We start from the raw sequence: 24,543 nt of genomic DNA on the forward strand, positions 1-24,543 counted from the left end.
GTGTTTACCTCATACTTTCCAGATATAACAGATAAGCGTTTTTGAACGAGCTGTATTTTCTTCGTGTAAGGTAAGCTGTAAGCTGCGGATTCGATAAATGAATGGTAAAATGATCAAAGTCTACGACGTGGTCAAGGTTAATGATAAAGCTCCGGTGTGTCTGAAAAAAACTGTTTTTGGGGAGCAGATTCAGCCAGTAATCCATAGTATAAATCGAATCAAAATCCTGCTGAACAGTATGTACAATTACTTTTCGGCTCTGTGCTTCTATAGCAATAATCTGCGAGGCAGGAAACGAATATAACCCTTGCCGGGTTTCAACAGGAATTTTGACAGTAATGGAATTGTAATATGTCAGGGCATCTTTCATATTTCGGAGAAAACGCGACCTGTCCAGAGGTTTGGAAAGATAACGGAATACATGAAAACGCATTGCATCATCCAAATATTCGGAATAGGAGGTAACCACAAAAATGATAACATTTTTGTTTGCTTTTTTTAATTCATTCCCTATATAGATTCCATTCATGCCGGGCATTTCAATATCCAGAAAAACAAGATCTTTTTCTTCACTATCAGCTAATAAAGATTCACCGCTAGTAAAGGAAACTAATTCGGGACATTTAATATGATTTGATTTAAAGAAGGATTCAATGAATTTCTGCAATTGTTCAATTATCAAAGGATCATCATCACAAATTAAAATACGCATTTTTGTACCTGGCTTTCTATAATAAAATAATATAGATATATCATATCATATAAAAATTTCAAATGCAAAAATGCGTATGAAAAGACAAATTAATTACAAATTTGGTTCATTATGTGCTTTACTGTTTCTTTTTACAAGAAGTTCGATAAAGTCTCCGGCAAGTTGTATATCAGCTTGAGTACATAAACGTAGTTTGTCAATAATATCCTGTGGAATATTATAAGCGTGCATATTGCCGAGCAGAAGGTAGTCTGGGGTAACATTGAGCAGATTACAAATCCGAATAAAAATGTCCAGGCTTGGTTTTTGCCGTCCGTTTTCGATTGATGACATATGGTTATTAGATATATTTAGCTGTTCGGCAAGTTCAGCCTGCTTGATTCGTAATTCTTTTCGGCGTATTTTGATACGGTTTCCCATATCTTCATATTGAAATTCTATTTATCCCACCTTCTTTCAACAGATTTTTCAATAGAATTTTACCAATAGAACCGAATAAAAAGAAGAAACAGATAAAGAACTATTCTGATATACATTGAATAAAATTAATTTTATACATAAATACTTCTGTATTACATACTATTTTTGACGGAAAACAGGAAGAAGAGTCCAATATTGAATAAAATTGTTCCACTCATTACGGAGGGGGCGAATATTTGATTAAAGTGGTATATGATTGTTTGTGTGAAAATCAATGACAATTTTTGGAAGAAAGGAGTGAGGTCAGTATGAAGAAACAGGTAACAAAAACAGTTGCAAAAGGGATGAAATCAGCATTAGATGTTGTGCTGCGCACAGAAGCCAACACAGCCTCCTGCGTAATTATGTATCAGCCAAAAGCGCCGAAGGAATTAACGAAATACAGGAGAACTAAATAATGGGAAAATGCACAGATGCAGTGACTAATTGGATGATACGGTGTCATGTAATACATGAAGAAGATAAAGAACTTTACAAGTATGCGATACATAGTTTTTTTCTATTGCTCTCACCTCTTATTCTTGCAGGAGGCATTGGCTTTTGCGTAGGAAGTGTAAAACATGGATTTGCGGTTATTTTACCATTTATAGTTCTGCGAAAATTTAGTGGTGGTTATCATGCGAAAAATTTACACACTTGTATTTTGGGATCGGGTTTTCTACTGCTTTTGTGCATAATATGTTCAATACATGTGCAATGTGATTGGAGGTTGGCAATTACTACGGCTATTGCTTCTGTTAGTTTGATTGTATTTAGTCCAATGGATAGTGAAAATAGAAGAATTGATAGGGATGAAAGAAGGTCATATAAAAAAATGACAGTGTTCTGTGTGACCGTTTTTGGAGTATTAGATATAATTTTATTTTTGTTAGGAAAGTACATCTATACAAGCTGTTTTTCTATTGGAATATTATTGACAGCAGGTCTGCAAGTGCCCTGTATTGTAAAAAAGGGGAAATCGACCAAAAACGGACTGTAAGTGTCGTTTGGTGCAAATGGGATTGAAATCATAAAAAAAATAAAGATAATAAAAGTTGTCATTGATTTTACTAAAAGACTATAAATGAGTAAATCTGCAATATTGCACAAATCGAAAACACCTTCTGTAGAATGAGGTACAATTGAGGTATGAATAAACAACGTATTCATTCCGACAGGAGAGTGTCTGTTATAAACAGTGTATATCATTCTAATCGGATACAGGGAACAGAATTTAACTTTAAGGGAATATTCAGCGATATTGGCTGATTACGTCTCGGCTTCATAATATGTGGTATATGTATTCTGGAAAATACTGCACTTATAAAGAGGGCTATCAATAGTTTAAAAACACATCCGTATGGAACAGCGCTGTAATCTTCACTCATTTATTAAAAATGGAGTGAAGATTACAGCGCTGTTTTTGAATTGTTTTTCCGACAGATCAAAAGTAAGCTTGCTCTGGATAAATACCAGCTCTCGTTCTAAGCAGGGAATTCAGCGATACTGGCTGATCATGTCACTGGTTCATTACATGTGCTGTATGCATTCTGGAAAATACTGCACTTTTGAAGATGGATATCAGTATTTTCAGAATCAGGTCAGGATAGAACGACTCAGCAATCTTCATGTTTTTATTAAAAATGGTGCATCACTGGAAGATGTTCTTAGGATGGTGGGGTGACTTTTTGTAAATTTCAATATTTGCTCATTTATAGTTGATAATAAAAAATAGTGAGGGATTGAATATGGAAATTTTGATGATTGAGGGTAATCCTTTTTGGGTAGAACCGAATGGACTTACAAAGCATGTGGAGGACTTGTCCAGCCAGCTCGTAAAACAATATGGTGACAGTGTAACCGTTTTAAGCGCTGCTGATTTTGATGATCAGGAAAAGATACACATTATTTGGAAAAATGGTGTTAGATATTTTTTGATGAACCGTACGATTGGAAAACATTTGCTAAATGATTTTCCAAATCCTATGCCACCGATGTGTGCGTGGGTTAGTAATAATCTTTTCGTAGCCACATGTGTGCGTGAATTGAATGATTTGCTTAGGGATAGCAATTTTGATTTGATTCACGTCCATGACTATTTTTTGTTGAATGCGTTGGAACTCATTCTTAAAAAAATTAATATTCCGGTGGTGGCAACTGTTCATGCTATTAACGATTTTCCTAACCATTTTGGCGAAGGAATGCGAAATTATATGCTTCGTAATGCTACAAACGTAATCGTGGTTAGTGAATGGTTGAGAGATGTGGTATTGGAACGTTTTCAGTTTATGCATCCAGAGGTAATTCAGGTGATTGCCAATGGCGTTTCTATGCCCGATGAAATGCAAAATATAAGCGGTAATCATAATAACTATATTACTTTTTCGGGAAGATTAGAATATAAAAAGGGTGTAGATATCCTTATTAATGCATATGCAACAGCATTGGAAAAAGATGAAACGTTACCGGATCTAGTTATTATGGGTGATGGTACAGGTAGAAGGAATTTCGTCAAGATTGCACAGGAGTTATGGATCAGTCATCGGGTTCACTTTACAGGGATGATTTCAAATCTAGATGTACATCAGAACTTGATAAATTCAGCTATGCATGTAGTACCGAGTTTGGCTGAGCCATTTGGAATTACAGCAATCGAATCTATGTTAGATGGTACGCCGGTAATTGCAAGTAATTCGGGCGGGTTGAAAGAAATTGTGGAAGATGAAAAAACTGGATTATTAGTATCCCCGGGTGACGTAGATATGTTAGCATCGGCCATACTCCGGCTTTGGCAACATCCAGAATTACGCAAAAAGTTGGCTGGTGCTTCAATAGAGAAAGCCAGAAACGTATATACATGGGAGAATGTGTCTGCGTTTACTCGCAATGTGTATACCCAAGCTATTGCAAACGGTAATGGATGTTGATATTATCATTGAGATTCAAAATATTGAGACAGGAGATATGAAACATGAGTTTAATTGAAGTTAATTCTTTGTGTAAAAATTATAAAATTGCAGATAAAGAGCAAGGTCTATCTGGAATGTTGAAACACATTGTTGCCCCTAAATATCATATGAAAGAAGCAGTAAAAGATATAAATTTTACCGTAGAAAAAGGTGAGTCGGTAGCATATATTGGATCTAATGGTGCCGGAAAATCAACCACAATTAAAATGCTGACTGGTATTTTAAAGCCAACTAGTGGAAATATTTGTATAAATGGATTAGATCCTTATAAGCATCGTATTCAAAGTACCAAAAATATAGGTGTAGTATTTGGACAAAGGACACAGCTATGGTGGGATATTCCTATTAGAGAATCTTTTTCTATGTTAAAAGAGATTTATGAAATACCCAACTCAGTGTACGATGCCAATATTAAATATTTTGGTGAGATATTGGGTGTGTCGGAGTTTATGGGATATCCTGCGAGAAAGCTTTCCTTAGGGCAAAGAATGAGGGCGGATATAGTTGCTTCGCTGATACATAATCCACCAGTAATATATTTGGACGAGCCTACCATTGGCTTAGATGTAGCTGTTAAAGAACGCGTATGTGAATTTTTAAAAAAAATAAATAAAGAACGTGGAACAACAATATTACTTACCAGTCATGATCTGGACGATATTGAAAAGGTATGTTCCAGAATTATAGTAATTGATCACGGTAAAAAGCTATTTGATGGAGATGCCGCACTATTAAAAAGGAAATATGCTTACAACAGATGCATAGTTGTAAAAACAGCATACGATCTACCTAAAGAAAATAAAATTTGCAATGAGTTGCCGAATATAACAGTTGAAAAGACTGATTCACACGTATATGAAATAAGTTTTAATCAAGATGAATATTCTGCTTATAACATCATTCAAAAACTTTCAGAGTATTTACCAATAGTTGATTTTTCCCTTCGAGAACCAAGTGTTGAACAAGTTGTAAAGAAAATTTACAATGGCGAAATTGAACGAGAGTTTGAGGTATAAGAATGCGTAAATATTTTAAGATTTTTACTTGTGGTGTTCAAGATGCTTCTGCATACAGAGGTAATTTAATAGTAGGAGTATTGTCAAATTTTATTATAACTGCTGTTATGTTTTATATATGGAAAGTTATATATGAAACGAACGTAATCATTGACAATTATAATTGGGAAGACATGAAAATATATCTTTTTATATCTTTTATTTGTAATTCTACGTTGTCTTGGTCAGCAGAAACGAAAATATCCAAAAAAATTATAACAGGAGAACTTACATCAGACTTAATAAAACCTATGGGATTTATGAGTATGACTTTCTTTGAGACAGCAGGAGCCGGTGTTCCGGTTTCTATGATTTCCATTTTAATTATGAGTATTGTTGCAATTTTTATGAAAATTCAAATGCCAACGAACCCTATCGTTTATTTTATGTTTATTATAAGCCTTGTATTTTCTTTTGTAATTAATTTTTTTATTTCATTTATTTGTGCATTGCTTTGCTTTTGGACAGAAAATTACTTTGGTATTACAAAATCGAAGCAAGTGATTGTTAATTTTTTTTCAGGCGCTTTAATACCTCTGACTATGATGCCAGGAGTACTTCAAAAAATTGCGTATGCATTACCGTTTCAGGGGATTGTTTATATTCCTTCTTCCATATTTATGGAAAGCACTGTTGGGAGAGATGCAATGTACCTTATTTTAAGTCAAATTGTATGGTGCATAGTTCTATATATCGTACAAGTGATTTTATGGCGTTGTGCAATTAAGAAAGTGGTAATTAATGGCGGATAAGGGGGAATTAGTTTGATTAAGCAATATAAAAGGTATCTATCATTATATTTTAAAATGTTAATGCAAAGTTTTAAAACTATGCTTGAATATAAAGGCGACTTTATTTTGTTAATGGTAACAACAATTGTAGGTCAAATGTCTGGTTTGTTCTTTATTTACCTTATTTATCAAAAAGTACCTACGATTGCGGGATGGTCTTTTTGGGAAATCATATTTATATACGGAATTTTATATTTTTCAGAAGGAATCATATCTTTTTTATTTGAAGGAACATGGCTGCTGAATGGGTTAATCAATCACGGAGAATTGGATCGGCTTCTTTTGCGCCCCGTGCCAATAGTTGTACAAGTACTGTCAATGAAAATGAATTTTGATGGTTTGGGCAAGATAATTTTAAGTATTGTTATTATGTCTCAGGCACTGATGAATATATCAATACAGTGGAATATTGGAAAAATAATCATGCTGATTGTTTTTGTGGTATCAGCGTCTGTTATTCGAGTATGCTTAAATATCGTGGCAAATAGCAGTTCTTTTTGGCTAAAAGGCTCCAGAAACTCCCTGCCTCATATGGTGTATACGATTTGGGAATTTGGAAAATACCCAATTAATATTTTTAGCGGTGCAATTCAGTTTATACTTTTAACAATTTTACCATATGCTTTTATGGGTTTTTTACCTGCAGCATATATGTTTGATAAACCGATTTATGCATCAGTAGCACTTATAACACCAGTAGTTGCATTTATTTGGATTATTATATCTGTAGTTGTATTTAGATTAGGCCTTAATAGATATGAAAGTACAGGAAATTAGGAGGGTTTTATGAAAATAGCAATTATATCAAGTGTTTATGAACAAACACCACCATTAAGGTATGGTGGAATAGAAAGAGTATTAGACTTTTTGGTAAAGGGACTTAAAACAAAGGGGCATGATGTGACATTGTTTGCAACAGGGGATTCCAGTTCTCCTTGCAATTTAGTTCATTTTTTTGATCATCCAGTTGTGCCGTACGAGCCGAATGCTCAAATTATTCATTCGCAAAAAGCATGCAGATATATCAATGAACATAACTTTGACATCGTGCATAATAATGTGGATATTTCAGTTGGTTTAAAAGATTTGCTGAAAGTTCCCATGGTGCATACATTGCATATGGATGTATTAAGCAAAAGTAAGCAGTTTATTTTTAGTCATTTTAAGGATGCAAATTATGTGGCTATTAGCGATAAGCAAAGGCAAAATGCTGAAAGTTATGGACTAAATGTTGTATCTCGCATTTACAACGCAATAGATGTAGAAAATTACAGCCCTTCTTTACATAGAGGAAAGTATTTGGCTTATTTAGGAAACTTTGCTCCTTTTAAAGGACCTCATATTGCTATCCCTGTGTGTTAGGATAGTTGTCAGTGAAAGATAATTACTTTTGTGGTAGTATAGAGCCATCACAGGAAGGAGCTTTCACTATGAACTATAGTCCAGAATTAAAGGATGCACTCCTTAGAAGGATGCTTCCACCAAACAATGAATCCATTACCAAGATTTCCAGGGAAGAAGGTATCTCTGAACAGACACTTCGTAACTGGCGGGATAAAGCCAGAAAGGAAGGTTATGCCGCTCCTGGTACAGATGCTGTCCCTGACGACTGGAGCACACAGGACAAATTTTTAGTTGTCGTTGAAACAGCAAGCATGAATGAGACGGAACTTGCTGAGTATGCCCGTAAAAAAGGACTTTATATTGAACAGATCAAAGCCTGGAAAGATGCCTGCATGAATGCAAATGGCGGTATCGCGAAGGAAGCTTCCCGGCTTAACCGTGAACTCAAGGATTCTGAAAAAGAACGCAGAAAACTTGAAAAAGAATTACAGCGCAAGGAAAAAGCTCTTGCGGAAGCGGCAGCTTTACTTGTACTGTCAAAAAAAGCAAATGCGATCTGGGGGGATCCAGAGGACGAATGATCAGCGCCCCAGACCGCGAAACTGCTGTACTGCTGATCGATGAGGCCATTGCATCGGGGGCTACCTGCAAAAAGGCATGTGACCGTCTCGGGATCACGGAACGGACTTTCTACCGTTGGAAAAAACGAAAGACAGATACGGATTCCTATGGGGATGGACGTCCTTCAGCAGATCACTCGGATCCTGCAAATAAGATATCGGCAGAGATACGCCGGGAGATCATAAGTATCTGTAACAGGCCAGAATACGCAAGCATGGCACCATGTGAGATCGTTCCTGCATTAGCCGATGAGGGGATTTATGTTGCCTCTGAATCAACCTTTTACCGTGTATTGCGGGAAGAAAAAATGTTAAATCATCGTGGACGCAGCGAAGCACCAAAACACAACCGTCCATCTACATACAGCGCAACAGCTCCGAATCAGGTGTATATGTGGGATATCACTTATCTGAATGGACCACATAAAGGGATGTTTTATTACCTGTACCTTTTTTCAGACCTTTATGACCGTAGTATCGTTGGCTGGGAAGTCTACGAAGAAGAAAGTGCAGACTGTGCCAGCAGCTTGATCAAAAGGATCTGTCTGAAACAAGGCCGGCTCACTACAGAACCGTTAGTGTTACATTCTGATAACGGCTCACCCATGAAAGGGGCAACAATGCTGGCGACACTGTATCAGCTTGGAATCACCCCTTCAAACAGCAGACCGCGTGTGAGCAATGATAATCCATACGCCGAAAGCCTATTCAAAACGCTGAAGTATCGTCCGAATTATCAGCCCAAAGGATTTGGAACACTGGAAGAGGCACGGGAATGGGTCAGCCTGTTTGTAAAGTGGTATAACCACGATCACCATCACAGTGGGTTGAAGTTTCTTACTCCATACCAGCGCCGCAGCGGCTTGTCTGATAAGATACTGGCCAAACGCAAAGAGGTCTACGAAGCTGCCAAAGCAGAGCATCCAGAACGTTGGAATGGACGTGCAACCCGTGACTGGAGTCTTCCAGATACAGTGTATCTGAATCCGGATAAGATGCCGGAGCAGCTTGAAACAGAAGCTGAAAAGACTGCTGTATCATAAAAATCAATTCATTCAAAATGCTAGCGCTCAAGCAGGGTTCTGTGCCTGACGTGATTGCCAATAAATTAGATCATTTATTGATACTCACGTCAGGTACAGAACAATATCTGATAACCTGCACGAACAAAAAATATAAATTTTTACTGACAACTACCTTGACAATCAGCGCTATTGAGATTTCCAGAAAAACAGGAATTCCATTAAAATTAGCTGGAAAAGTAAATGCAATGGGCAAAGAATATTTCGAAAAAGAGATAGAACCTTATTTGGACAATTCTAATATAGAATATGTAGGTGAGTTAAATGATGTAGAAAAAAGAGAGTTTTTAAAAAATAGCATGGGTGTATTGTTTCCATCAACATGGGATGAGCCTTTTGGTTTGGTAATTATTGAGGCAATGGCCTGCGGTGTTCCTGTTATTGGATTTCCTGTTGGCGCTGTACCTGAAATAATAAGACATGGAGAAAATGGTTTTATTGCAAAAGATGTTAATGAAATGTGCAGTTATACAAAACAGCTTAGTAATATAGATGCTCAAACCTGTCATCAGTATGTTGTAAACAATTTTAGTGTTGAAAGAATGGCAAATGAATATGAAGCTGTATTTAATAAAATTTTAAATACAAAACTATAAATGAGTAAATCCCAAATATTGCACAAAATAAAGACACCCTCTACGAAAAACAGATACGGACGTCAGCCTTGTGACCGTTGGCGGACGTGAATTTTATGTGTATCGGTATGAAGGAAAATTCAATGATATCCAAAATGCGGCAGTGATCCTCAGTTATCCGAAGGAAGCTTTTGGAAATCCCAGGGCACTGAGGGTGTTTAAATCCACTAATGCGGAGCTGTCTACACAGGAAATCCTTGATACGTACAGCAGGCGGTGGCCGATGGAACTATTTTTTGTCAAAGCAAGGGAAAACTTGCACTGGATAAATATCAAATCTTCATGCTTTTATAAAAAATGGAGCGTCGCTGGAAGCCGTTTTCGAAATGATAGGGTAATTTTGTGTAATTTTCAATATTTGCTCAATTATAGAAGAAATAAAACTGAAATAGCAGGAACAGAATTTGTTTTCCATAAATTCTGTTCCTGCTATTTTTTAATGTGATTCCTTATGCGTTCGTATTGGCTGTCAGCGCTTTTTTCTTCCAGTTTCCTCTCTTATAGAAGAGGAATGTCAGCAGCGCACCCATACACCAGCATACCAGCAGGGAGATCCACAGTACCTGATATCTTCCGTTTGGAAGTTCCGGGGTTCTGGTGAGGAAAGCAAGACCGTAAGCCAGAGGTACACGGATCACAACGGTGGTGATCATAGAGATCCACATGGGGGTCATGGTATCACCTGCTCCGCGCATGACGCCGGAGAGGGACTGGGTGATGGCCATGGCAAGGTAGCCAACGGCGAGTATCTTCATCATGTTGGCACTGAGAGTTACCAGTTCCGAGGTATCGGTAAAGATTGCCATCAGGTTTTTGCCGAAGACCAGGATCAGAAGAGTGATCACCGCGGAGGTTCCCAGTGCAATGGCGGTTCCCTGACGGGCTCCCTGCTCCACACGGTCCATGCGATGTGCGCCCACATTCTGTCCGGCGTAGGTAGTCATGGCAGTTCCGAAAGAAAAGTTTGGCATCATTGCAAAACCATCCACACGCATGATGATCACGTTGGCTGCGATGACCATCTCACCGAAACTGTTGGTCAGAGACTGTACGATAACCATGGCCATGGAAAAGATGGCCTGGGTGATACCGGAGGGGAGTCCCAGCCGGATGATCTCCAATGTGTATTTCTTTTTCATCTTCAGATGGCGGAATTTAAAATCAAAAATATCTGTCATCCGCAACAGTTTCCAGAAACAGAGGATCGCGGATACTGCCTGTGCGATGACGGTTGCATAGGCGACACCGGCGACACCCATCTGTAAGCGGGAAACGAAGACGATATCCAGAATGATATTCAGGACAGTTGCCACCAGAAGATAGAGCAGTGCCGAGATGGAATCGCCGAGTCCGCGAAGGATTCCGCAGAGGATATTATAATAGGCACTTCCCATGCAGCCAACCATCAGAATGACCAGATAAGAGGTACACCAATCAATGATGGAATCAGGCGTATGAAGCATCTCCAGAAGCGGCCTCGAGAGGACGGCGCCCAGAAACATAATAATCAGGGAAGAAATTGCGGTAAGTGTGACGCAGTTACCGATCGTCATGGACAGCTCTTCCCGTTGTCTTGCACCAAAATACTGAGATACCATAACGCCGGCACCTACGGAGATTCCTACAAAAAGTACCAGAAGCAGGTTCAGGATCGGGCTGGCGCTTCCTACTGCCGCCAGGGCGTTGTCGCCCACGTATTTTCCGATGACAATACTGTCCACGGTGTTGTAAAGCTGCTGAGCGATATTGCCGATCAGCATGGGGATCGTAAAAATTACAATCTTCTCCCAGGGTTTTCCCACCGTCATATCGGACGGCGCGAAAAGTTCTTTGATGGTCATAAGTGTTGTACTCCTTTTTGATGTAAAATTTTGTTAGATACCGGTATTGGGTAAAACTGGTTCTCTTCATACTCATAGTATAACGCATTGTAAGGTGGATGACCATCCGTCTGTTTGGTATATATGCAAAAAAATGAATATTGACAAAGAGACAGAGACTATTGTACAATCAAACCTAATAAAAAGGAGTAACCTATGTTTGGGAATCTGCGTTTGTAGTGTTGTCAGTAAGGTGGAGCCATCCGGTACTTCAGGAAAACGGTGAGACTTTTATTGTAGTATTTGATATGCAATAAGAGTTTTTTTATTTTACGGGAAATTGCTATTCTTTGTTTTGCGATTTTTGTAACTATCCGGAAAATTCCTAGAATACATATAAAACAAAAGGAGGAAAAAGATATTGGATTTAAGTAATTTATCTATTAAAAAAATACGGGAGCTTATTGTGTTTACGGCACTTCTTGTTATTGCCCTGTGGAAGTTTGATGTGGTACTTGATGTGTTGAAAACAATATGGCAGATTGTATTTCCGTTTATACTTGGCGGAGCGATTGTGTTTGCGATCAATGTGCCAATGAGTTTTCTGGAAAAGAAAATTTTTGAAAATGTAAAAAAAGAAAATAAGGCAGTGAAAAAACTGGCAAGACCGGTCAGTCTGCTTCTCACGATCGTATTGGTGGTTGGCGTGATCGCATTGGTGATGATTGGTGTGATTCCTCAGCTTACGAAGACAATGGGAACTTTGATGATAAATATCACAGATTTTATTCCGCAGATTAAAATCTGGATTCGCGATTTTTTTCACGATAACCGGGAAATTATGAAGCTGGTAGACCAGGTGCAGTTTAACCCGGATCAGGCAATCAGGTGGGGGATAAGCCTGCTTGGAAATGGCGCGGGAAATATGATGAATACAACAGTGTCAGCGGTGGGATCCGTAGTCAGCGGACTGGCAACCTTTTTTATTGCGTTCTCCTTTGCCTGTTATGTCCTTTTTCAGAAAGAAAAGCTGCATGTACAGATCAGGAAAGTGCTTTTTGCTTTTTTTTCAAAACAAAAAGCAGATGCATTTCTTAAAGTCTGTTCTCTGACGTACCGGACATTCGCAAACTTTCTTACGGGCCAGTGTCTGGAAGCTGTGATTCTCGGCTGTATGTTTGTTGTTACACTGAGCGTTTTGAGAATGCCGTATGCACTTTTGATCGGAGTTCTGATTGCATTTACAGCATTGATTCCTATTTTTGGTGCTTTTATCGGGTGTGCCGTAGGAAGTTTTTTAATCTTTATGGTAAGCCCGAAGCAGGCAATTATATTCATAATAGTATTTCTGGTGCTGCAGCAGATTGAGGGAAATCTGATTTATCCTCATGTTGTCGGCGAATCTGTAGGGCTTCCGTCAATCTGGGTGTTGGCAGCGGTTACGATCGGCGGAAATCTTATGGGGATTGTAGGTATGCTTGTTTTTATTCCGCTGCTGTCGGTGGTCTATACTATTTTTCGGAAAGTTGTGTATCTGCGCCTGAAAAAACGACATATTAAACAGGTGACAGCGACAGACATAGAGGAATATACAGAAAAGGAAACTGCCAGTACGGAAAAAATATAAAGAATTAAATTTGGGTCTTTTTCAACAGAAAAATGGAAAGCAGAGGGAGATAATCACAGCGCCTGGCTATGATTATCTCCCTCTGTTTTTCGTAACCTGAAAGGATTCTATACCGTATCCGCCAGCTCCATGGTGCCTCTTGCTTATAAAGAGAGAAGGTGTTATTACCGGAATGGAATTTCCCTAGTCTCATGGTGCGATGATACAGGCGGGAGAAATCCGTCATGGACCTCTGGAGATTGTGGAATCCGGTGTTCTGTTTTTGTTTTTGGTTCCTACAGATTCCTCCAGAGTGATTACACAGAGAGCGCTTAAGTTTGTTGAGAAGTGGAAGGGGACAGCAATTGTTCTGGATTATGCAGACTTTGCTATGGGACTTCATGATGATCTGGCACCGTTCGTTATGTTTGTACCGCTGGAATGGTTCTGCTATTATTTTTCGATAGTAAGAGATCATAGTCCGGATGACCGCAGATATTATGGGGTTGTTGAATATTGATCAGGCAAATAAATTTACTAAAGACGAAAGAAAATGGACTGTTTTGTGATAAAACAATCCATTTTCTTTATATAAATTTACTAAATAACAGGTAGGATAAATTATACAAAAGTGATAAAAATATGTATTATTACAAAAAAACAGAAGAATATCCAATTATATTGTTGACAAATCCTATTATTTCAAGTAATGTGATGGTATAAGGAATGGAAATAAATTTACTAAATAAAAAAGAAATATTAACTAAATTACATCGGAGATAAATGTACAGTCAGACGATGGGATTTAATTAATCAAGAGGTGGGAATATGGCTACCATACGAGATGTCGCCCGGAGGGCCGGGGTATCTGCAGCATCTGTATCCAGAGTTCTGAAAAATGACACTACCTTTTCTGTATCTCAGAAGACAAGGGAAAGGATTCTGGAGGCGGCAGGCGAACTGGGATACAACAAATGTTTTGAATACTCAGCCATTCAAGGTGCAAGAGGAACCATAGGGGTTATGCTTTTGTATGGCGAGGAAGAAGTGGAAGATAAATTTTATCAGATTATCCGCGTGAATATAAAGATGGAACTTGAAAAAAACGGATTTAAAGTAAAAGAGGTCTTTGAATCTATGCTGGATGCCAACGCATCGAAGATATCCGATTATCAGGGGTTGATCTTTGTAGGATATTCCACACTCTGGTATCAAAAGAAGGTGTTCAGACAGGTTGTTCAGGGAAAGTTGCCCTGAATAAAAGTAGAAAGGGGAAAGATATGGAATACGTATACAAACACATGGATTGGAGTAACGTAGAGATCCTTGGAAGAAATCGTCTTCCGGTCAGACCGTTTTATTGTGGTTATCCGAATAAGGAATCGGCAAGACAGGGAAGAAGAGAAGAATGTTCCAATTACCGCCTGTTGAACGGACAGTGGAAATTTGCTTATTATGAGTCGCCGTTTTATGTTCCTGACACATGTATGGAGAAGGAATATGACGATCGGGAGTTTGGCATGATGCCGGTTCCCGGACACTGGCAGCTGAATGGTTATGATTATCCACATTATAATGATGCGATAGCATTGTTCCCGATTCTGGATGACCCGGGCATACAGGCAGACAATCCTACGGGTGTTTACCGGTACACTTTTCAGGAGGAGAAACAAAAAGACAGGGAATATATCCTGAGGTTTGACGGGGTTGAAAGTGCTTATCACGTATGGCTCAACGGTACATTCATAGGATACAGCCAGGGGCCTCGTAACACAGCTGAATTTGATGTGACAGAAGCATTACAGGATGGGGAAAACGTGCTGGCGGTGATCGTCTACAAATTCAGTGATGGCAGTTATCTGGAAAATCAGGATATGTGGTGGTTTGCCGGAATTATCAGAGATGTATCTCTGATCCGGAGACCGAAACATCATATGCTGGACTGGCGGATCGTATCTGACCTGGTTATGGAACAGAATGAGACGACCGGAAAGATTTGCCTGGATGCAGTGTTTGAAAATCATACGGAGGATGAGACGGCGCTTACTGTTGAGATGGAAGTAATGGACGGCGAACAGGTCATCTTCAGTGAGAGCCGCGAGATAAGTGGTAAAAAAGGCGAGACAGAATATGTGACAGAGGTAATTCTGGAGAATATAAAACCCTGGTCAGCAGAACACCCTGAGTTATATCGGGTGATCATTACCCTGAAGAAACAGGGAGAAGTTCTGGAATCCTATGGAGAGTGGACAGGATTCAGAAATATTTGTGTAAAAGACGGATTATTCCTGGTAAATGGAGAGGCTATCAAATTAAAAGGAGTAAACCGACATGACTGGAACGAAAATACAGGACGATGCATTACAAAAGAGGATATGCTGGCCGATCTGTATCTGATGAAACAGAACAATATCAATGCAGTACGAACCTCTCATTACCCGCCACATCCTGATTTTCTGGATATGTGTGACCGTCTTGGACTTTATGTGATGGAGGAAGCTGATCTGGAGTGTAACCAGATGGCGTACACCAAAAACATGAACAAGATCAGTGATGACACGATCTGGGAAAAAAGCTATGTGGATCGTGCGGAACGTATGGTAAGAAGGGATAAGAATCATCCAAGTATTCTGTTCTGGTCGCTGGGAAACGAATCGGGATTCGGAAGCAGCTTTGTAGCCAGCGGAAGATTTATAAAAGAGTATGATCCAACCAGACTGGTTCATTACGAGGAAGACAGGGATGCTTCTATAGCTGATGTGTACAGTACCATGTATACCAGACATAAGGCATTGGAAAATCTGGGAAGAGACACTGCAAAGAAGAAACCTCATGTAGTATGCGAGTATGCGCATGCAATGGGAAATGGCCCGGGAGGATTAAAAGAATACTGGGAAATATTTGAACGATATCCAAGGCTGCAGGGCGGTTTTATTTGGGAGTGGGTGGATCACGGTATTAAAAAATATGACAGCAACGGCAAAGCCTACTATACATATGGCGGAGATTACGGGGATTATCCAAACAGTGGGGCATTTTGTTGTGATGGATTGATCCAGGCAGACAGAAGGCCGACGCCTGGTATTTTACAGGTGAAAAAAGTAATGGAGCCGGTAAAATTTATTGATTTTGATAAAACTACAGGTGAAATTACAGTTTGTAATAAATATGATTTTACTGACCTGTCTCATCTTGAAGGTACATTCAAGGTTCATACACTGCAGGGAATTCTGCTGGAAGGTAAGGTGGATCTGAATGAGATAGCACCACATGGATGCAAACGCATCACGGTATATGATTCTGCGGAGTCAGGAGCATGGTGTGATGAACAAGACATCTGGCTGACGATCAAGGTATGTTACAAAGAAAAACAGATTTGGTCAGAGGAAGCTCATCATGAGGTTGCGTTCCATCAGGAATGTCTCAATAAAGCAGCTCGAAAGACAGTGAAAGAGCCGGCAGATAACGGAAGCTCCGGAGAACTGCATATGGTGGAAAAATCAGGAATTATTTATGTGGAAGGCCGGAATTTTACTGCCGAGTTTGACCGGGTTCATGGATATTTAAGTGGTTATACATTGAATGGCGAACGGTTAATCTGCAAAGGACTGGGGCTGAACTTCTGGAGAGCACCTGTTGATAATGACAAGAATGTGGCTGAAATCTGGGAAAAAGCGATGTTGAAAGCCATGACAAACCTTGTTGAAAAGGTGACGGTAGAGGAGAAGGAACAGGAAGTGGTTATCTTTGTTTCACAGATCTATGCACCGATCACTGTTGACTGGAAAATCATTGTGAAAGCGGAATATCACATTCAGGCAGATGGTCTTATAACCATGAGTTATCACGGAGTGCCAACCGGTGTGCAGCTTCCGGAGAGTTTTCCACGGATCGGTATGCGATTTGTGCTGGATAAAGCCTGTGAACAGGCAGTCTGGTACGGAAGAGGACCTCTGGAAACATATCCGGACTGTAAAGAAGGCAATGCGATAGGCTGCTGGGAGAAGAACGTGGAGGATTTCTATTTCCCTTATGTACTGCCTCAGGAGACAGGAAATCATGAGGATACTCGCTGGGCTGCATTTGTGACAGAAGCGGGTAACGGAATCTGTATCGCATCGGACAAAGAATTCTCTTTTGGCGCATTACATTATACACAGGAAGACCTGACACAGGCGACACATACAAATGAACTTCACAAAACAGAAAATATCCAGTTATCTGTTGATTATGCACAGCATGGTCTGGGAAGTGCAAGCTGGGGTGCCGAGTGTCTGGAAAAAGATAAACTGTATCCGGAACCGTTTACATTTACCTGGAAGATTTTCGGAACCGGGAAGGAATCGCTGGCAGAGCGGGCCGAGCAATACAGAAGAAAGTAAGAAAGGAAGGGAAAAGATGGAAGGAGGAAATGAAATCCAAATTCGGCAAATAGAAGCATGGTCATATTTATAAACAGAACGTAACTGTTCAGCACCTTCACAGTTACGAGCCAAAATGCATTTAAAATCACCTTCGGTGATGGCATTTTGGCTTGTATGTCTCGGGATTTTGGCATATTCATGCCAAAATACCTCGCGGTACAGTGGCTACTGAATAGTTACAACAGAACATAATAAAACGGGTGTCTGAAGTATATTCAAACACCCGTTTTAAAAAGGGTGGAGGTTTCTGTGTACGGAAAAAAAGTTATAAAACGAGATATTTATCAAATCATTATTCCGATGATACTGGAAAATATACTTCAGATTTCGGCAAACCTGGTAATCACGGCAATGGTTGGACGGTTGCTTGCAAATGACATTTCCGCACAGGGAATCTGTATCCGGATTACGGATACGTTATGGTGTTTTTATAAGGGAGTGGCAATCGGGGCTACAGTTTTGATCGCCCGGGCATACGGTGCGGGCAGACATCAGGATTGCAGGAAGATTGCGGAGCAGACCATACTTACGGAAATGATCATTGTGTTTGTTTTCCAGGTGGTGTTATACTTTAAGGCACCGCTTTTTCTTGGCTTTTTTTCAAAGGATCCCCAGATCCTTTCTCTGGCAGAGGGGTATATGAAGACGATCATATTCGAATTCCCGTTTGTGGTGATCACGACGGTGGTTACCGCCTCTTTCCAGGGATACGGCAATACTTTGTGCATGCTGGCTGCTTATGTGTTAAGGCTGCCTTTGATAATAATCTGGATTATCATTGCGATGGATCAGGTATCCAGATTCCTGCTCAGTGTAGGGCTGTATTATCGGATCAACAAAAAGCGTGAGCAGACGATGAACACGGTATAGAATGGGAAAAGTGAGTAAGAATACATATGAACAGAGAACTTTTAAATGACAGACTTTGTGCAAGAGGCCTTGATGACCGTCTGGGAGGATATATTATCCTGGAGGCTGCGAAAAAGGCCAAGGAAAGAGGGGGCACATGTGGAATTTATGCGGCAACTACTGTAGGGGAAGAACTGACAAAGCACGGAGCTGCCCGGAATGTACATATAAAATATCAGTGGGAGAACGGATGTGGAAGAACCTGTACGGACGCAGATGCTATTCATATGGCAGGCAGGGGGATACCTACAACAGTTATGTCCATACCTCTTCGCTATATGCATAATCCGGCAGAAGTGTGCAGTATGAAGGATGTGCAGGGATGTATTGACGTGCTTGCGGAATTTTTATGTGGAATCGGGTCTGATATTTGCCTGAAACCTCTGAAAGGATAAGGTGATTTATGAAAAAATATATGGCGATTGCCGGATTGGTATTAGTTACTGTTATCTGGGGAGGAGGATTTGTGGCCAGTGACATGGCTCTTGACAGTCTGTCGCCTTTTCAGATCATGACCATTCGTTTTCTGTTGGCTTCCGTGCTTATGGGTGGGATAAGTATCCGAAATCTTAAAGGAATAAAAAAAGAGGAAGTAACTGCAGGAGTTTTTATGGGCGCAGCTCTTTTTATTGGGTTTTCTCTTCAGATCATAGGACTGCAATATACGACTCCGTCAAAGAATGCGTTCCTCACAGCCACAAATGTGGTGATTGTTCCTTTTATTACTTTCCTGATCTGCAGGAAAAAGGTAGGATTCAGAGGTATAATAGGAGCAGTGCTGGCCATAGCAGGGGTAGGACTTCTGTCCCTGGATAAAGATCTGTCTCTGGGACTGGGTGACGGACTGACCCTTATATGTGCAGTGGGCTTTGCTTTTCAGATTTTTCTGACAAGCATCTTTGTGAAAAAGTACAGGGCATCTGTGTTGAACTTTATTCAGATGTGTACGGCAGGTATTTTATCATTGATATTCATGATTGCCTCCGGGCAGGTGCATTTTCAGGTTACTGCAAAAGGATGGTGGAGTGTTCTCTATCTCGGCATTATCAGCACAACGGTCTGCTATCTTCTTCAGACAGCATGCCAGAAGTATGTGGATGAGACAAAGGCGGCGATTATTTTGTCTATGGAGTCTGTCTTTGGAACCTTGTTCTCGGTCATGATTCTTCATGAAAGTATCACATTGCGCATGATATTGGGATGTATCATTATTCTGGCGGCGGTTATTCTGGCGAATTCAGCCACGGAGGAGACAGCGTCGTAACAATTCGTTGCGTGGTTGGGGGCAATATGGTAAGATAAACCATGAAATGCACTGACATAGCTGATGCGATTCGAAAAATATTGAAAAGTATCATGCAGAGAGGGAGTTAAGATGGCTACAATAAAAGATATCGCAGAGCGTACCGGTTTTTCCGCAGCGACAGTCTCCAGAGTTTTGAACCATGATGAGACGTTGAATGTGCAGGATGAGACCAGAATGAAAATATTTGATACTGCCAGGGAACTTCAGTATCAGGCAAAGGAAAGAAAAAGCAGGAAGCGTCACCTGACGGTTGGAGTTTATTATTCCTATTCCAGAGAGGAGGAGCTGAGAGATACTTATTATCTGACAGTCCGTCTGGCGGTAGAAAAAAAACTAGAGGCAGAGAATATGGAACGCTGTCAGATCCAGAATCTGGAGGAACTGAAGAATCTTGGAGGACTCGATGGCCTTTTGTGTCTTGGAACGTTCAGTAAGAGTATGGTAAGGCAGATAGAAGCCTTCAAAAAACCCACAGTATTTCTGGATGCTATGCCAAAAGGAGATCAGTTTGATTGCGTAGTCAATGATCTGGACAGTTCTGTGGAAGCGGTGATGGATTATCTGACAGGACTGGGACATAAAAAGATAGCATTTATTGGCGGCTATGAAGTCGACAAGGATGGCGAGGAAGTGCATGATGAACGAATGGTAACTTACAAAAAATATATGGAGCGAATCGGTGAATTCTCTCCGGCACTTGTGCGGGTGGGAAGCTTCACGCCGGAGGACGGTTATGTGCTGTGCAGGGAAATCCTGGAAGGGAAGGAGAAACCTACAGCAATATTTGCAAACAACGACTCTCTGGCAGTGGGCTGTTATCGGGCAGTCAGTGAAAAGGGACTCCGGATTCCGGAGGATGTGAGTATTGTGGGATATAATGATATAGCGGTGGCCAACTATCTGGTTCCGCCGCTGACTACAGTGCGCCTGCATATGGAATTATTGGGTGAGGAGGCGGTTTGCCTTCTTCGTGAACGCATCACATCCTCCAGGGAGATAGGGTTAAAAGTGATCGTACCTGCGAAGCTTATTGTACGTGGCAGCGCAGACAGGGTAAAATAAAAAGCGAAGCGATGTATTAATTAAAAAAGACAAAAAATATATTTGACAGAACAGAAAAAAATAATTATACTTGAACTGTCAAATAAATAGAACCGGGGAGCTTATGTGATAGGCTGAGAGGAAGTTGAAAATTTCGACCCGTATACCTGATTTGGATAATGCCAACGTAGGAACGTTATGTAAGAGAGTCGGTAACTGTGAAGCTACAGAAGAATTACGACAGATTTAACGGGAGATACTTAGGTATCTCCTTTTTTACGCGAATCCGGGTATAAAAGAATGAGATTGAGCGAGAGTTCATGAAGGGGCGCACCACCGAGGGTACGTTTCTTTGTGGACTCTTTTTTGCTTCAAGGAGGTGAGATGCAGGTGATCAAAGTAAACGGAAAAGAAATCGAACTGGAGAAGGCAACTTCTGTAGAAGTGTATCTTGAAAGTGCAGGATACCAGATGAAGCGGATTGCAGTAGAACTGAATGGCGAGATCCTTCCCAAAAACGAGTATGCGGACAGGATGTTAGAAGACGGAGACTGCATGGAGGTGGTGACATTTGTAGGAGGAGGCTGAAAATGGAGACAACGAAGGTTTTGACTAAAGAGGAAATACAGGCTGCACTTGAAGAACGTCATTCACCGGAAAAGCAAAAGAAACTGTCCGAAGGCCGGGTGACGATCGCAGGTCTCGGAGGTCTGGGATCCAACGTGGCATATGCACTTGCACGTATCGGCGTGGGCCATCTTCATCTTATTGATTTTGATGTGGTGGATATTACGAATCTGAACCGGCAGCAGTATTTTACAGAACATATCGGTATGTACAAAACAGATGCTTTAAAGTCTCTGCTTCAAAAGATTAATCCGTATATCGATATTCAGACGGATTGCATCAAAGTGACAGAAGAGAATCTGATTTCACTTTTTGAGAATGCAGGAATTATATGTGAAGCATTTGACAATCCGGAGGCAAAAGCCATGCTTGTAAATGGAATTCTGGAGCATTTTCCGGAGAAAAAACTGGTGTCCGCATCCGGAATGGCCGGGTATGGAAGCAGCAATACAATTCGTACCCGGCGATTGATGAAAAACTTCTATCTTTGTGGGGATCAGGTTACGGAACCGACCTATGGCAACGGACTGATGGCGCCGCGGGTTGCGATCTGCGCAGCCCATGAAGCCAATATGATCACCCGTTTGCTGCTTGGAGAAGAAGAAATATAGCAGCTATTCAGCAGACATTGTGAAAACAGTGAACGATTACGAAGTATAAAGAATACAGGTAACTATTCAGCAGATATTAAGTAGACAATGAACAGTTACGAAGAAGGAGAAATAAACCTATGAGTACAAAAGATACATGGAGCCTTGGAGGACATGAATTTACATCAAGATTTATCTTAGGATCAGGAAAATTTTCTTTGGATCTTGTGAAAGCCTGCATTGAAAAAGCAGACGCACAGATCATCACACTGGCACTTCGCCGTGCAAACGAAGGGGGACTTGCCAATATTTTGGATTACATTCCGGAGAATGTAACCCTGCTTCCGAATACATCCGGAGCAAGAAATGCCCAGGAGGCAGTGCGGATCGCCAGATTATCAAGAGAAGTGGGATGTGGGGATTTTGTAAAGATCGAAGTTGTACACGATTCCAAATATTTATTACCGGATAACTATGAGACGATCAAAGCAACAGAAATCCTTGCAAAGGAAGGATTTGTAGTTATGCCTTATATGTATCCGGACCTGAATGCGGCAAGGGCTCTGAAAGATGCCGGAGCAGCCTGCATCATGCCACTGGGAGCACCCATCGGATCAAACAAAGGTCTGGCGACAAAGGAGTTTATCCAGATCCTCATCGATGAGATGGATCTGCCGATCATCGTTGATGCGGGAATCGGCCGCCCGTCTCAGGCATGTGAGGCTATGGAAATGGGAGCGGCTGCCGTTATGGCGAATACAGCAATCGCGACAGCCGGAGACGTGCCGGTTATGGCAGAGGCATTTAAAAAGGCAATCGAAGCAGGACGAAGCGCCTACCTTTCCGGTCTGGGAAGACAGATCGAAAGAGGAGCAAGTGCATCATCACCGCTGACCGGATTTTTGGAGGACTAGACCATGGAAAATCAGCATATCAATGAAAGTATCTTAAGCGAAGAGATTCTGGAAGATCAGAAGAAAAACAGAATCGATCATATGAAATATATGCCGGGTATGGAAGATATTGGGTCTGAGATCCTGGATCAGGTCGTAGATGCCATGCATGCGTATGATTATGACAAATATACGGCAGCTGACGTAAAACAGGCCATCGCACACAGTTCCAGAACACCGGAAGATTTTGCGGCGCTTTTATCACCGGCAGCACTGCCTTTCATCGAAGAGATTGCCCAGGCAGCGCAGATTGAGACAAGAAAACATTTTGGAAACAGCGTCTATATGTTCACACCGATCTATATTGCGAATTACTGTGAAAATTATTGCATTTACTGTGGATTCAACTGTCATAATAAGATCAAACGTGCCCAGTTAAATGAAAGCGAGATCGAAAAAGAAATGCAGGCGATCGCTGAGACAGGCTTGCAGGAGATTCTGATCCTGACCGGAGAAAGCAGAAACAAATCCACAGTGGAATATATCGGAAATGCCTGCAAGATCGCAAGAAAATATTTCAAAGTGATCGGACTTGAAATCTATCCGGTGAACTCTGATGAGTATGCGTATCTGCATGCATGTGGAGCTGATTATGTAACTGTCTTCCAGGAGACCTATAATTCTGATAAGTATGAAACACTTCATCTGGCAGGCCACAAACGTATCTATCCGTATCGTGTCAACGCCCAGGAGCGTGCGATAAGAGGAGGCATGCGCGGAGTAGGATTTGGTGCACTGCTGGGCCTGGATGATTTCAGAAAGGATGCATTTGCGACCGGATACCATGCCTATCTTCTGCAGAGAAAATATCCGCATGCAGAAATCGCATTTTCCTGTCCGCGTCTGCGTCCGATCATCAATAACGATCGCATCAATCCTATGGATGTTCACGAGAAACAGCTTTTGCAGGTTGTGTGCGCATATCGGTTATTTATGCCATTTGCAAGTATCACAGTGTCCACGAGAGAGTGTGCACGGGTACGTGACAACCTGGTAGGTATCGCGGCGACCAAAATCTCCGCCGGAGTCAGCACCGGAATCGGAAGTCATGTGGATGACATCGAGGATAAGGGCGATGACCAGTTCGAGATCTCAGATGGAAGAAATGTAGAAGAAGTCTATGATGCACTGCTTTCTAACAATTTGCAGCCGGTGATGAGTGATTATATTTATGTGTAGGGAATGATCAGGGAACAGTAACAAGGTAATGAACAGTAATCATTTCCGCGTTGCCCTGGTATATAATAAATTCATGGATAAAACAGAAGCTATTAACCGTCTGCGGTATGAAAAGCCGAATATGCAGATGTGTTTCCGAACAGAGAAAGCATTGTCTCTGTTACATTTCGAAGGGAGTGAGATGTTATGACAGCCAATCCGATTTTACTTCAGAAAAAATATAGTCGTGTCATAGAGTGTTTTGCCAGACAGCAGGAAATTTCATTGGACGCTGCATTGGATTTCTTTTACCATTCCCAGGTATATCAGCTGATTCGAGATGGTGTTTCAGATATGCACTGTATGAGCGATGCATATCTTGCGGAAGAATTAAAACAGGAATATGCTGAATTAGGATGCAGTGACAGGTAGTATGATAGCA

The 24,543-nt window shown here is 40.8% G+C and carries 26 protein-coding genes and 1 riboswitch; of the genes, 23 read left to right on the plus strand and 3 right to left on the minus strand.

What is annotated here, in order from left to right:
- Positions 1–4: 4 nt before the first annotated feature.
- A complete protein-coding gene (locus ETP43_RS00780; protein WP_129256792.1) occupies positions 5–712 on the minus strand; it encodes a LytR/AlgR family response regulator transcription factor in 708 nt (235 codons plus the stop codon).
- Positions 713–805: 93 nt separating this feature from the next.
- Positions 806–1,132 carry a helix-turn-helix domain-containing protein gene (locus ETP43_RS00785; RefSeq protein WP_129256793.1) on the minus strand — a complete coding sequence of 109 codons (327 nt, stop codon included), beginning with the start codon at positions 1,130–1,132 and terminating at the stop codon, positions 806–808.
- A 308-nt stretch (positions 1,133–1,440) separates the two neighbouring features.
- Here ETP43_RS00785 and ETP43_RS00790 point away from each other — a divergent pair, with 308 nt between their 5' ends.
- The 9 genes from ETP43_RS00790 (at position 1,441) to ETP43_RS00830 (ending at position 9,628) form a co-directional block, all read left to right on the plus strand.
- On the plus strand, positions 1,441–1,590 hold the full coding sequence (locus ETP43_RS00790; RefSeq protein WP_118576201.1) for a cyclic lactone autoinducer peptide: 150 nt from the start codon (positions 1,441–1,443) through the stop codon (positions 1,588–1,590).
- Entirely contained in the window at positions 1,590–2,171 is a 582-nt protein-coding gene (locus ETP43_RS00795) for an accessory gene regulator ArgB-like protein (protein ID WP_118576199.1), read from the plus strand. The genes ETP43_RS00790 and ETP43_RS00795 overlap by 1 nt, the downstream gene beginning before the upstream one ends.
- A gap of 748 nt (positions 2,172–2,919) precedes the next feature.
- Positions 2,920–4,098, plus strand: coding sequence for a glycosyltransferase family 4 protein (locus ETP43_RS00800; RefSeq protein WP_129256794.1), 1,179 nt, complete (start codon positions 2,920–2,922; stop codon positions 4,096–4,098).
- 44 nt (positions 4,099–4,142) lie between these two features.
- On the plus strand, positions 4,143–5,156 hold the full coding sequence (locus ETP43_RS00805) for an ABC transporter ATP-binding protein (RefSeq protein WP_118576193.1): 1,014 nt from the start codon (positions 4,143–4,145) through the stop codon (positions 5,154–5,156).
- A 2-nt stretch (positions 5,157–5,158) separates the two neighbouring features.
- Positions 5,159–5,947, plus strand: coding sequence for an ABC transporter permease (locus ETP43_RS00810; protein WP_118576191.1), 789 nt, complete (start codon positions 5,159–5,161; stop codon positions 5,945–5,947).
- A 12-nt stretch (positions 5,948–5,959) separates the two neighbouring features.
- Positions 5,960–6,763, plus strand: a complete 804-nt coding sequence (locus ETP43_RS00815; RefSeq protein ID WP_118576189.1) for an ABC transporter permease — start codon at positions 5,960–5,962, stop codon at positions 6,761–6,763.
- 9 nt (positions 6,764–6,772) lie between these two features.
- A complete protein-coding gene (locus tag ETP43_RS00820) occupies positions 6,773–7,348 on the plus strand; it encodes a glycosyltransferase (RefSeq protein WP_129256795.1) in 576 nt (191 codons plus the stop codon).
- Positions 7,349–7,416: 68 nt separating this feature from the next.
- Positions 7,417–8,993, plus strand: a protein-coding gene (locus ETP43_RS00825) for an IS3 family transposase (protein ID WP_408608685.1) whose coding sequence is annotated in 2 segments (ribosomal slippage) — positions 7,417–7,879 and positions 7,879–8,993 — 1,578 coding nt in all. Because the reading frame shifts where the segments join, the coding sequence is not laid out codon by codon here.
- A gap of 41 nt (positions 8,994–9,034) precedes the next feature.
- Positions 9,035–9,628, plus strand: coding sequence for a glycosyltransferase (locus ETP43_RS00830; RefSeq protein ID WP_164979546.1), 594 nt, complete (start codon positions 9,035–9,037; stop codon positions 9,626–9,628).
- Between the two features lie 488 nt (positions 9,629–10,116).
- On the opposite strand, the gene ETP43_RS00835 is transcribed toward ETP43_RS00830, so the two are convergent.
- The gene (locus ETP43_RS00835; protein ID WP_129256797.1) at positions 10,117–11,508 is read right to left on the minus strand and encodes an MATE family efflux transporter; all 1,392 of its coding nucleotides are present in this window, start codon (positions 11,506–11,508) and stop codon (positions 10,117–10,119) included.
- A 400-nt stretch (positions 11,509–11,908) separates the two neighbouring features.
- Between ETP43_RS00835 and ETP43_RS00840 the strand changes: the two genes are divergently transcribed.
- The 14 genes from ETP43_RS00840 (at position 11,909) to ETP43_RS00900 (ending at position 24,533) form a co-directional block, all read left to right on the plus strand.
- Positions 11,909–13,114: an AI-2E family transporter gene (locus tag ETP43_RS00840; protein WP_181951924.1), complete on the plus strand. Its 1,206-nt coding sequence runs from the start codon at positions 11,909–11,911 to the stop codon at positions 13,112–13,114.
- A 199-nt stretch (positions 13,115–13,313) separates the two neighbouring features.
- Complete coding sequence (locus tag ETP43_RS00845; RefSeq protein ID WP_181951925.1) at positions 13,314–13,613, plus strand: hypothetical protein; 300 nt, start codon at positions 13,314–13,316, stop codon at positions 13,611–13,613.
- Positions 13,614–13,921: 308 nt separating this feature from the next.
- Entirely contained in the window at positions 13,922–14,350 is a 429-nt protein-coding gene (locus ETP43_RS17865) for a LacI family DNA-binding transcriptional regulator (protein WP_129256798.1), read from the plus strand.
- A 23-nt stretch (positions 14,351–14,373) separates the two neighbouring features.
- A complete protein-coding gene (locus ETP43_RS00855) occupies positions 14,374–17,475 on the plus strand; it encodes a glycoside hydrolase family 2 TIM barrel-domain containing protein (protein ID WP_129256799.1) in 3,102 nt (1,033 codons plus the stop codon).
- A 291-nt stretch (positions 17,476–17,766) separates the two neighbouring features.
- A complete protein-coding gene (locus ETP43_RS00860) occupies positions 17,767–18,387 on the plus strand; it encodes an MATE family efflux transporter (protein WP_129256800.1) in 621 nt (206 codons plus the stop codon).
- Between the two features lie 26 nt (positions 18,388–18,413).
- Positions 18,414–18,821 (plus strand): zinc-binding metallopeptidase family protein, encoded by a 408-nt coding sequence (locus ETP43_RS00865; RefSeq protein WP_129256801.1) that lies wholly within the window; start codon positions 18,414–18,416, stop codon positions 18,819–18,821.
- Between the two features lie 8 nt (positions 18,822–18,829).
- A complete protein-coding gene (locus tag ETP43_RS00870; RefSeq protein WP_129256802.1) occupies positions 18,830–19,690 on the plus strand; it encodes a DMT family transporter in 861 nt (286 codons plus the stop codon).
- Positions 19,691–19,801: 111 nt separating this feature from the next.
- Positions 19,802–20,794: a LacI family DNA-binding transcriptional regulator gene (locus ETP43_RS00875; RefSeq protein WP_129256803.1), complete on the plus strand. Its 993-nt coding sequence runs from the start codon at positions 19,802–19,804 to the stop codon at positions 20,792–20,794.
- A gap of 83 nt (positions 20,795–20,877) precedes the next feature.
- Positions 20,878–20,985, plus strand: a riboswitch (TPP riboswitch).
- Positions 20,986–21,157: 172 nt separating this feature from the next.
- On the plus strand, positions 21,158–21,361 hold the full coding sequence (gene thiS, locus ETP43_RS00880) for a sulfur carrier protein ThiS (RefSeq protein ID WP_022172107.1): 204 nt from the start codon (positions 21,158–21,160) through the stop codon (positions 21,359–21,361).
- Positions 21,362–21,363: 2 nt separating this feature from the next.
- Positions 21,364–22,011 (plus strand): sulfur carrier protein ThiS adenylyltransferase ThiF, encoded by a 648-nt coding sequence (thiF, locus tag ETP43_RS00885; protein WP_129256804.1) that lies wholly within the window; start codon positions 21,364–21,366, stop codon positions 22,009–22,011.
- A gap of 119 nt (positions 22,012–22,130) precedes the next feature.
- Complete coding sequence (locus ETP43_RS00890) at positions 22,131–22,904, plus strand: thiazole synthase (protein ID WP_022172109.1); 774 nt, start codon at positions 22,131–22,133, stop codon at positions 22,902–22,904.
- A 3-nt stretch (positions 22,905–22,907) separates the two neighbouring features.
- Positions 22,908–24,122, plus strand: a complete 1,215-nt coding sequence (gene thiH / locus ETP43_RS00895; RefSeq protein WP_117523021.1) for a 2-iminoacetate synthase ThiH — start codon at positions 22,908–22,910, stop codon at positions 24,120–24,122.
- Positions 24,123–24,150: 28 nt separating this feature from the next.
- Positions 24,151–24,312 carry a hypothetical protein gene (locus ETP43_RS16975; RefSeq protein ID WP_181951970.1) on the plus strand — a complete coding sequence of 54 codons (162 nt, stop codon included), beginning with the start codon at positions 24,151–24,153 and terminating at the stop codon, positions 24,310–24,312.
- On the plus strand, positions 24,309–24,533 hold the full coding sequence (locus ETP43_RS00900) for a DUF3791 domain-containing protein (protein ID WP_118576149.1): 225 nt from the start codon (positions 24,309–24,311) through the stop codon (positions 24,531–24,533). The genes ETP43_RS16975 and ETP43_RS00900 overlap by 4 nt, the downstream gene beginning before the upstream one ends.
- The last annotated feature ends 10 nt before the right edge of the window (positions 24,534–24,543 follow it).

This window comes from Blautia faecicola (assembly GCF_004123145.1).
Lineage (GTDB): Bacteria > Bacillota > Clostridia > Lachnospirales > Lachnospiraceae > Oliverpabstia > Oliverpabstia faecicola.

What these genes read in the sequence shown, in the direction of transcription:
- ETP43_RS00780 (WP_129256792.1), bottom strand. Translation starts at nt 712, where the DNA reads ATGCGTATTTTAATTTGTGATGATGATCCTTTGATAATTGAACAATTG.
- ETP43_RS00785 (WP_129256793.1), bottom strand. Translation starts at nt 1,132, where the DNA reads ATGGGAAACCGTATCAAAATACGCCGAAAAGAATTACGAATCAAGCAG.
- ETP43_RS00790 (WP_118576201.1), top strand. Translation starts at nt 1,441, where the DNA reads ATGAAGAAACAGGTAACAAAAACAGTTGCAAAAGGGATGAAATCAGCA.
- ETP43_RS00795 (WP_118576199.1), top strand. Translation starts at nt 1,590, where the DNA reads ATGGGAAAATGCACAGATGCAGTGACTAATTGGATGATACGGTGTCAT.
- ETP43_RS00800 (WP_129256794.1), top strand. Translation starts at nt 2,920, where the DNA reads ATGGAAATTTTGATGATTGAGGGTAATCCTTTTTGGGTAGAACCGAAT.
- ETP43_RS00805 (WP_118576193.1), top strand. Translation starts at nt 4,143, where the DNA reads ATGAGTTTAATTGAAGTTAATTCTTTGTGTAAAAATTATAAAATTGCA.
- ETP43_RS00810 (WP_118576191.1), top strand. Translation starts at nt 5,159, where the DNA reads ATGCGTAAATATTTTAAGATTTTTACTTGTGGTGTTCAAGATGCTTCT.
- ETP43_RS00820 (WP_129256795.1), top strand. Translation starts at nt 6,773, where the DNA reads ATGAAAATAGCAATTATATCAAGTGTTTATGAACAAACACCACCATTA.
- ETP43_RS00835 (WP_129256797.1), bottom strand. Translation starts at nt 11,508, where the DNA reads ATGACCATCAAAGAACTTTTCGCGCCGTCCGATATGACGGTGGGAAAA.
- ETP43_RS00845 (WP_181951925.1), top strand. Translation starts at nt 13,314, where the DNA reads ATGATACAGGCGGGAGAAATCCGTCATGGACCTCTGGAGATTGTGGAA.
- ETP43_RS17865 (WP_129256798.1), top strand. Translation starts at nt 13,922, where the DNA reads ATGGCTACCATACGAGATGTCGCCCGGAGGGCCGGGGTATCTGCAGCA.
- ETP43_RS00855 (WP_129256799.1), top strand. Translation starts at nt 14,374, where the DNA reads ATGGAATACGTATACAAACACATGGATTGGAGTAACGTAGAGATCCTT.
- ETP43_RS00865 (WP_129256801.1), top strand. Translation starts at nt 18,414, where the DNA reads ATGAACAGAGAACTTTTAAATGACAGACTTTGTGCAAGAGGCCTTGAT.
- ETP43_RS00870 (WP_129256802.1), top strand. Translation starts at nt 18,830, where the DNA reads ATGAAAAAATATATGGCGATTGCCGGATTGGTATTAGTTACTGTTATC.
- ETP43_RS00875 (WP_129256803.1), top strand. Translation starts at nt 19,802, where the DNA reads ATGGCTACAATAAAAGATATCGCAGAGCGTACCGGTTTTTCCGCAGCG.
- thiS (WP_022172107.1), top strand. Translation starts at nt 21,158, where the DNA reads ATGCAGGTGATCAAAGTAAACGGAAAAGAAATCGAACTGGAGAAGGCA.
- thiF (WP_129256804.1), top strand. Translation starts at nt 21,364, where the DNA reads ATGGAGACAACGAAGGTTTTGACTAAAGAGGAAATACAGGCTGCACTT.
- ETP43_RS00890 (WP_022172109.1), top strand. Translation starts at nt 22,131, where the DNA reads ATGAGTACAAAAGATACATGGAGCCTTGGAGGACATGAATTTACATCA.
- thiH (WP_117523021.1), top strand. Translation starts at nt 22,908, where the DNA reads ATGGAAAATCAGCATATCAATGAAAGTATCTTAAGCGAAGAGATTCTG.
- ETP43_RS16975 (WP_181951970.1), top strand. Translation starts at nt 24,151, where the DNA reads ATGAACAGTAATCATTTCCGCGTTGCCCTGGTATATAATAAATTCATG.
- ETP43_RS00900 (WP_118576149.1), top strand. Translation starts at nt 24,309, where the DNA reads ATGACAGCCAATCCGATTTTACTTCAGAAAAAATATAGTCGTGTCATA.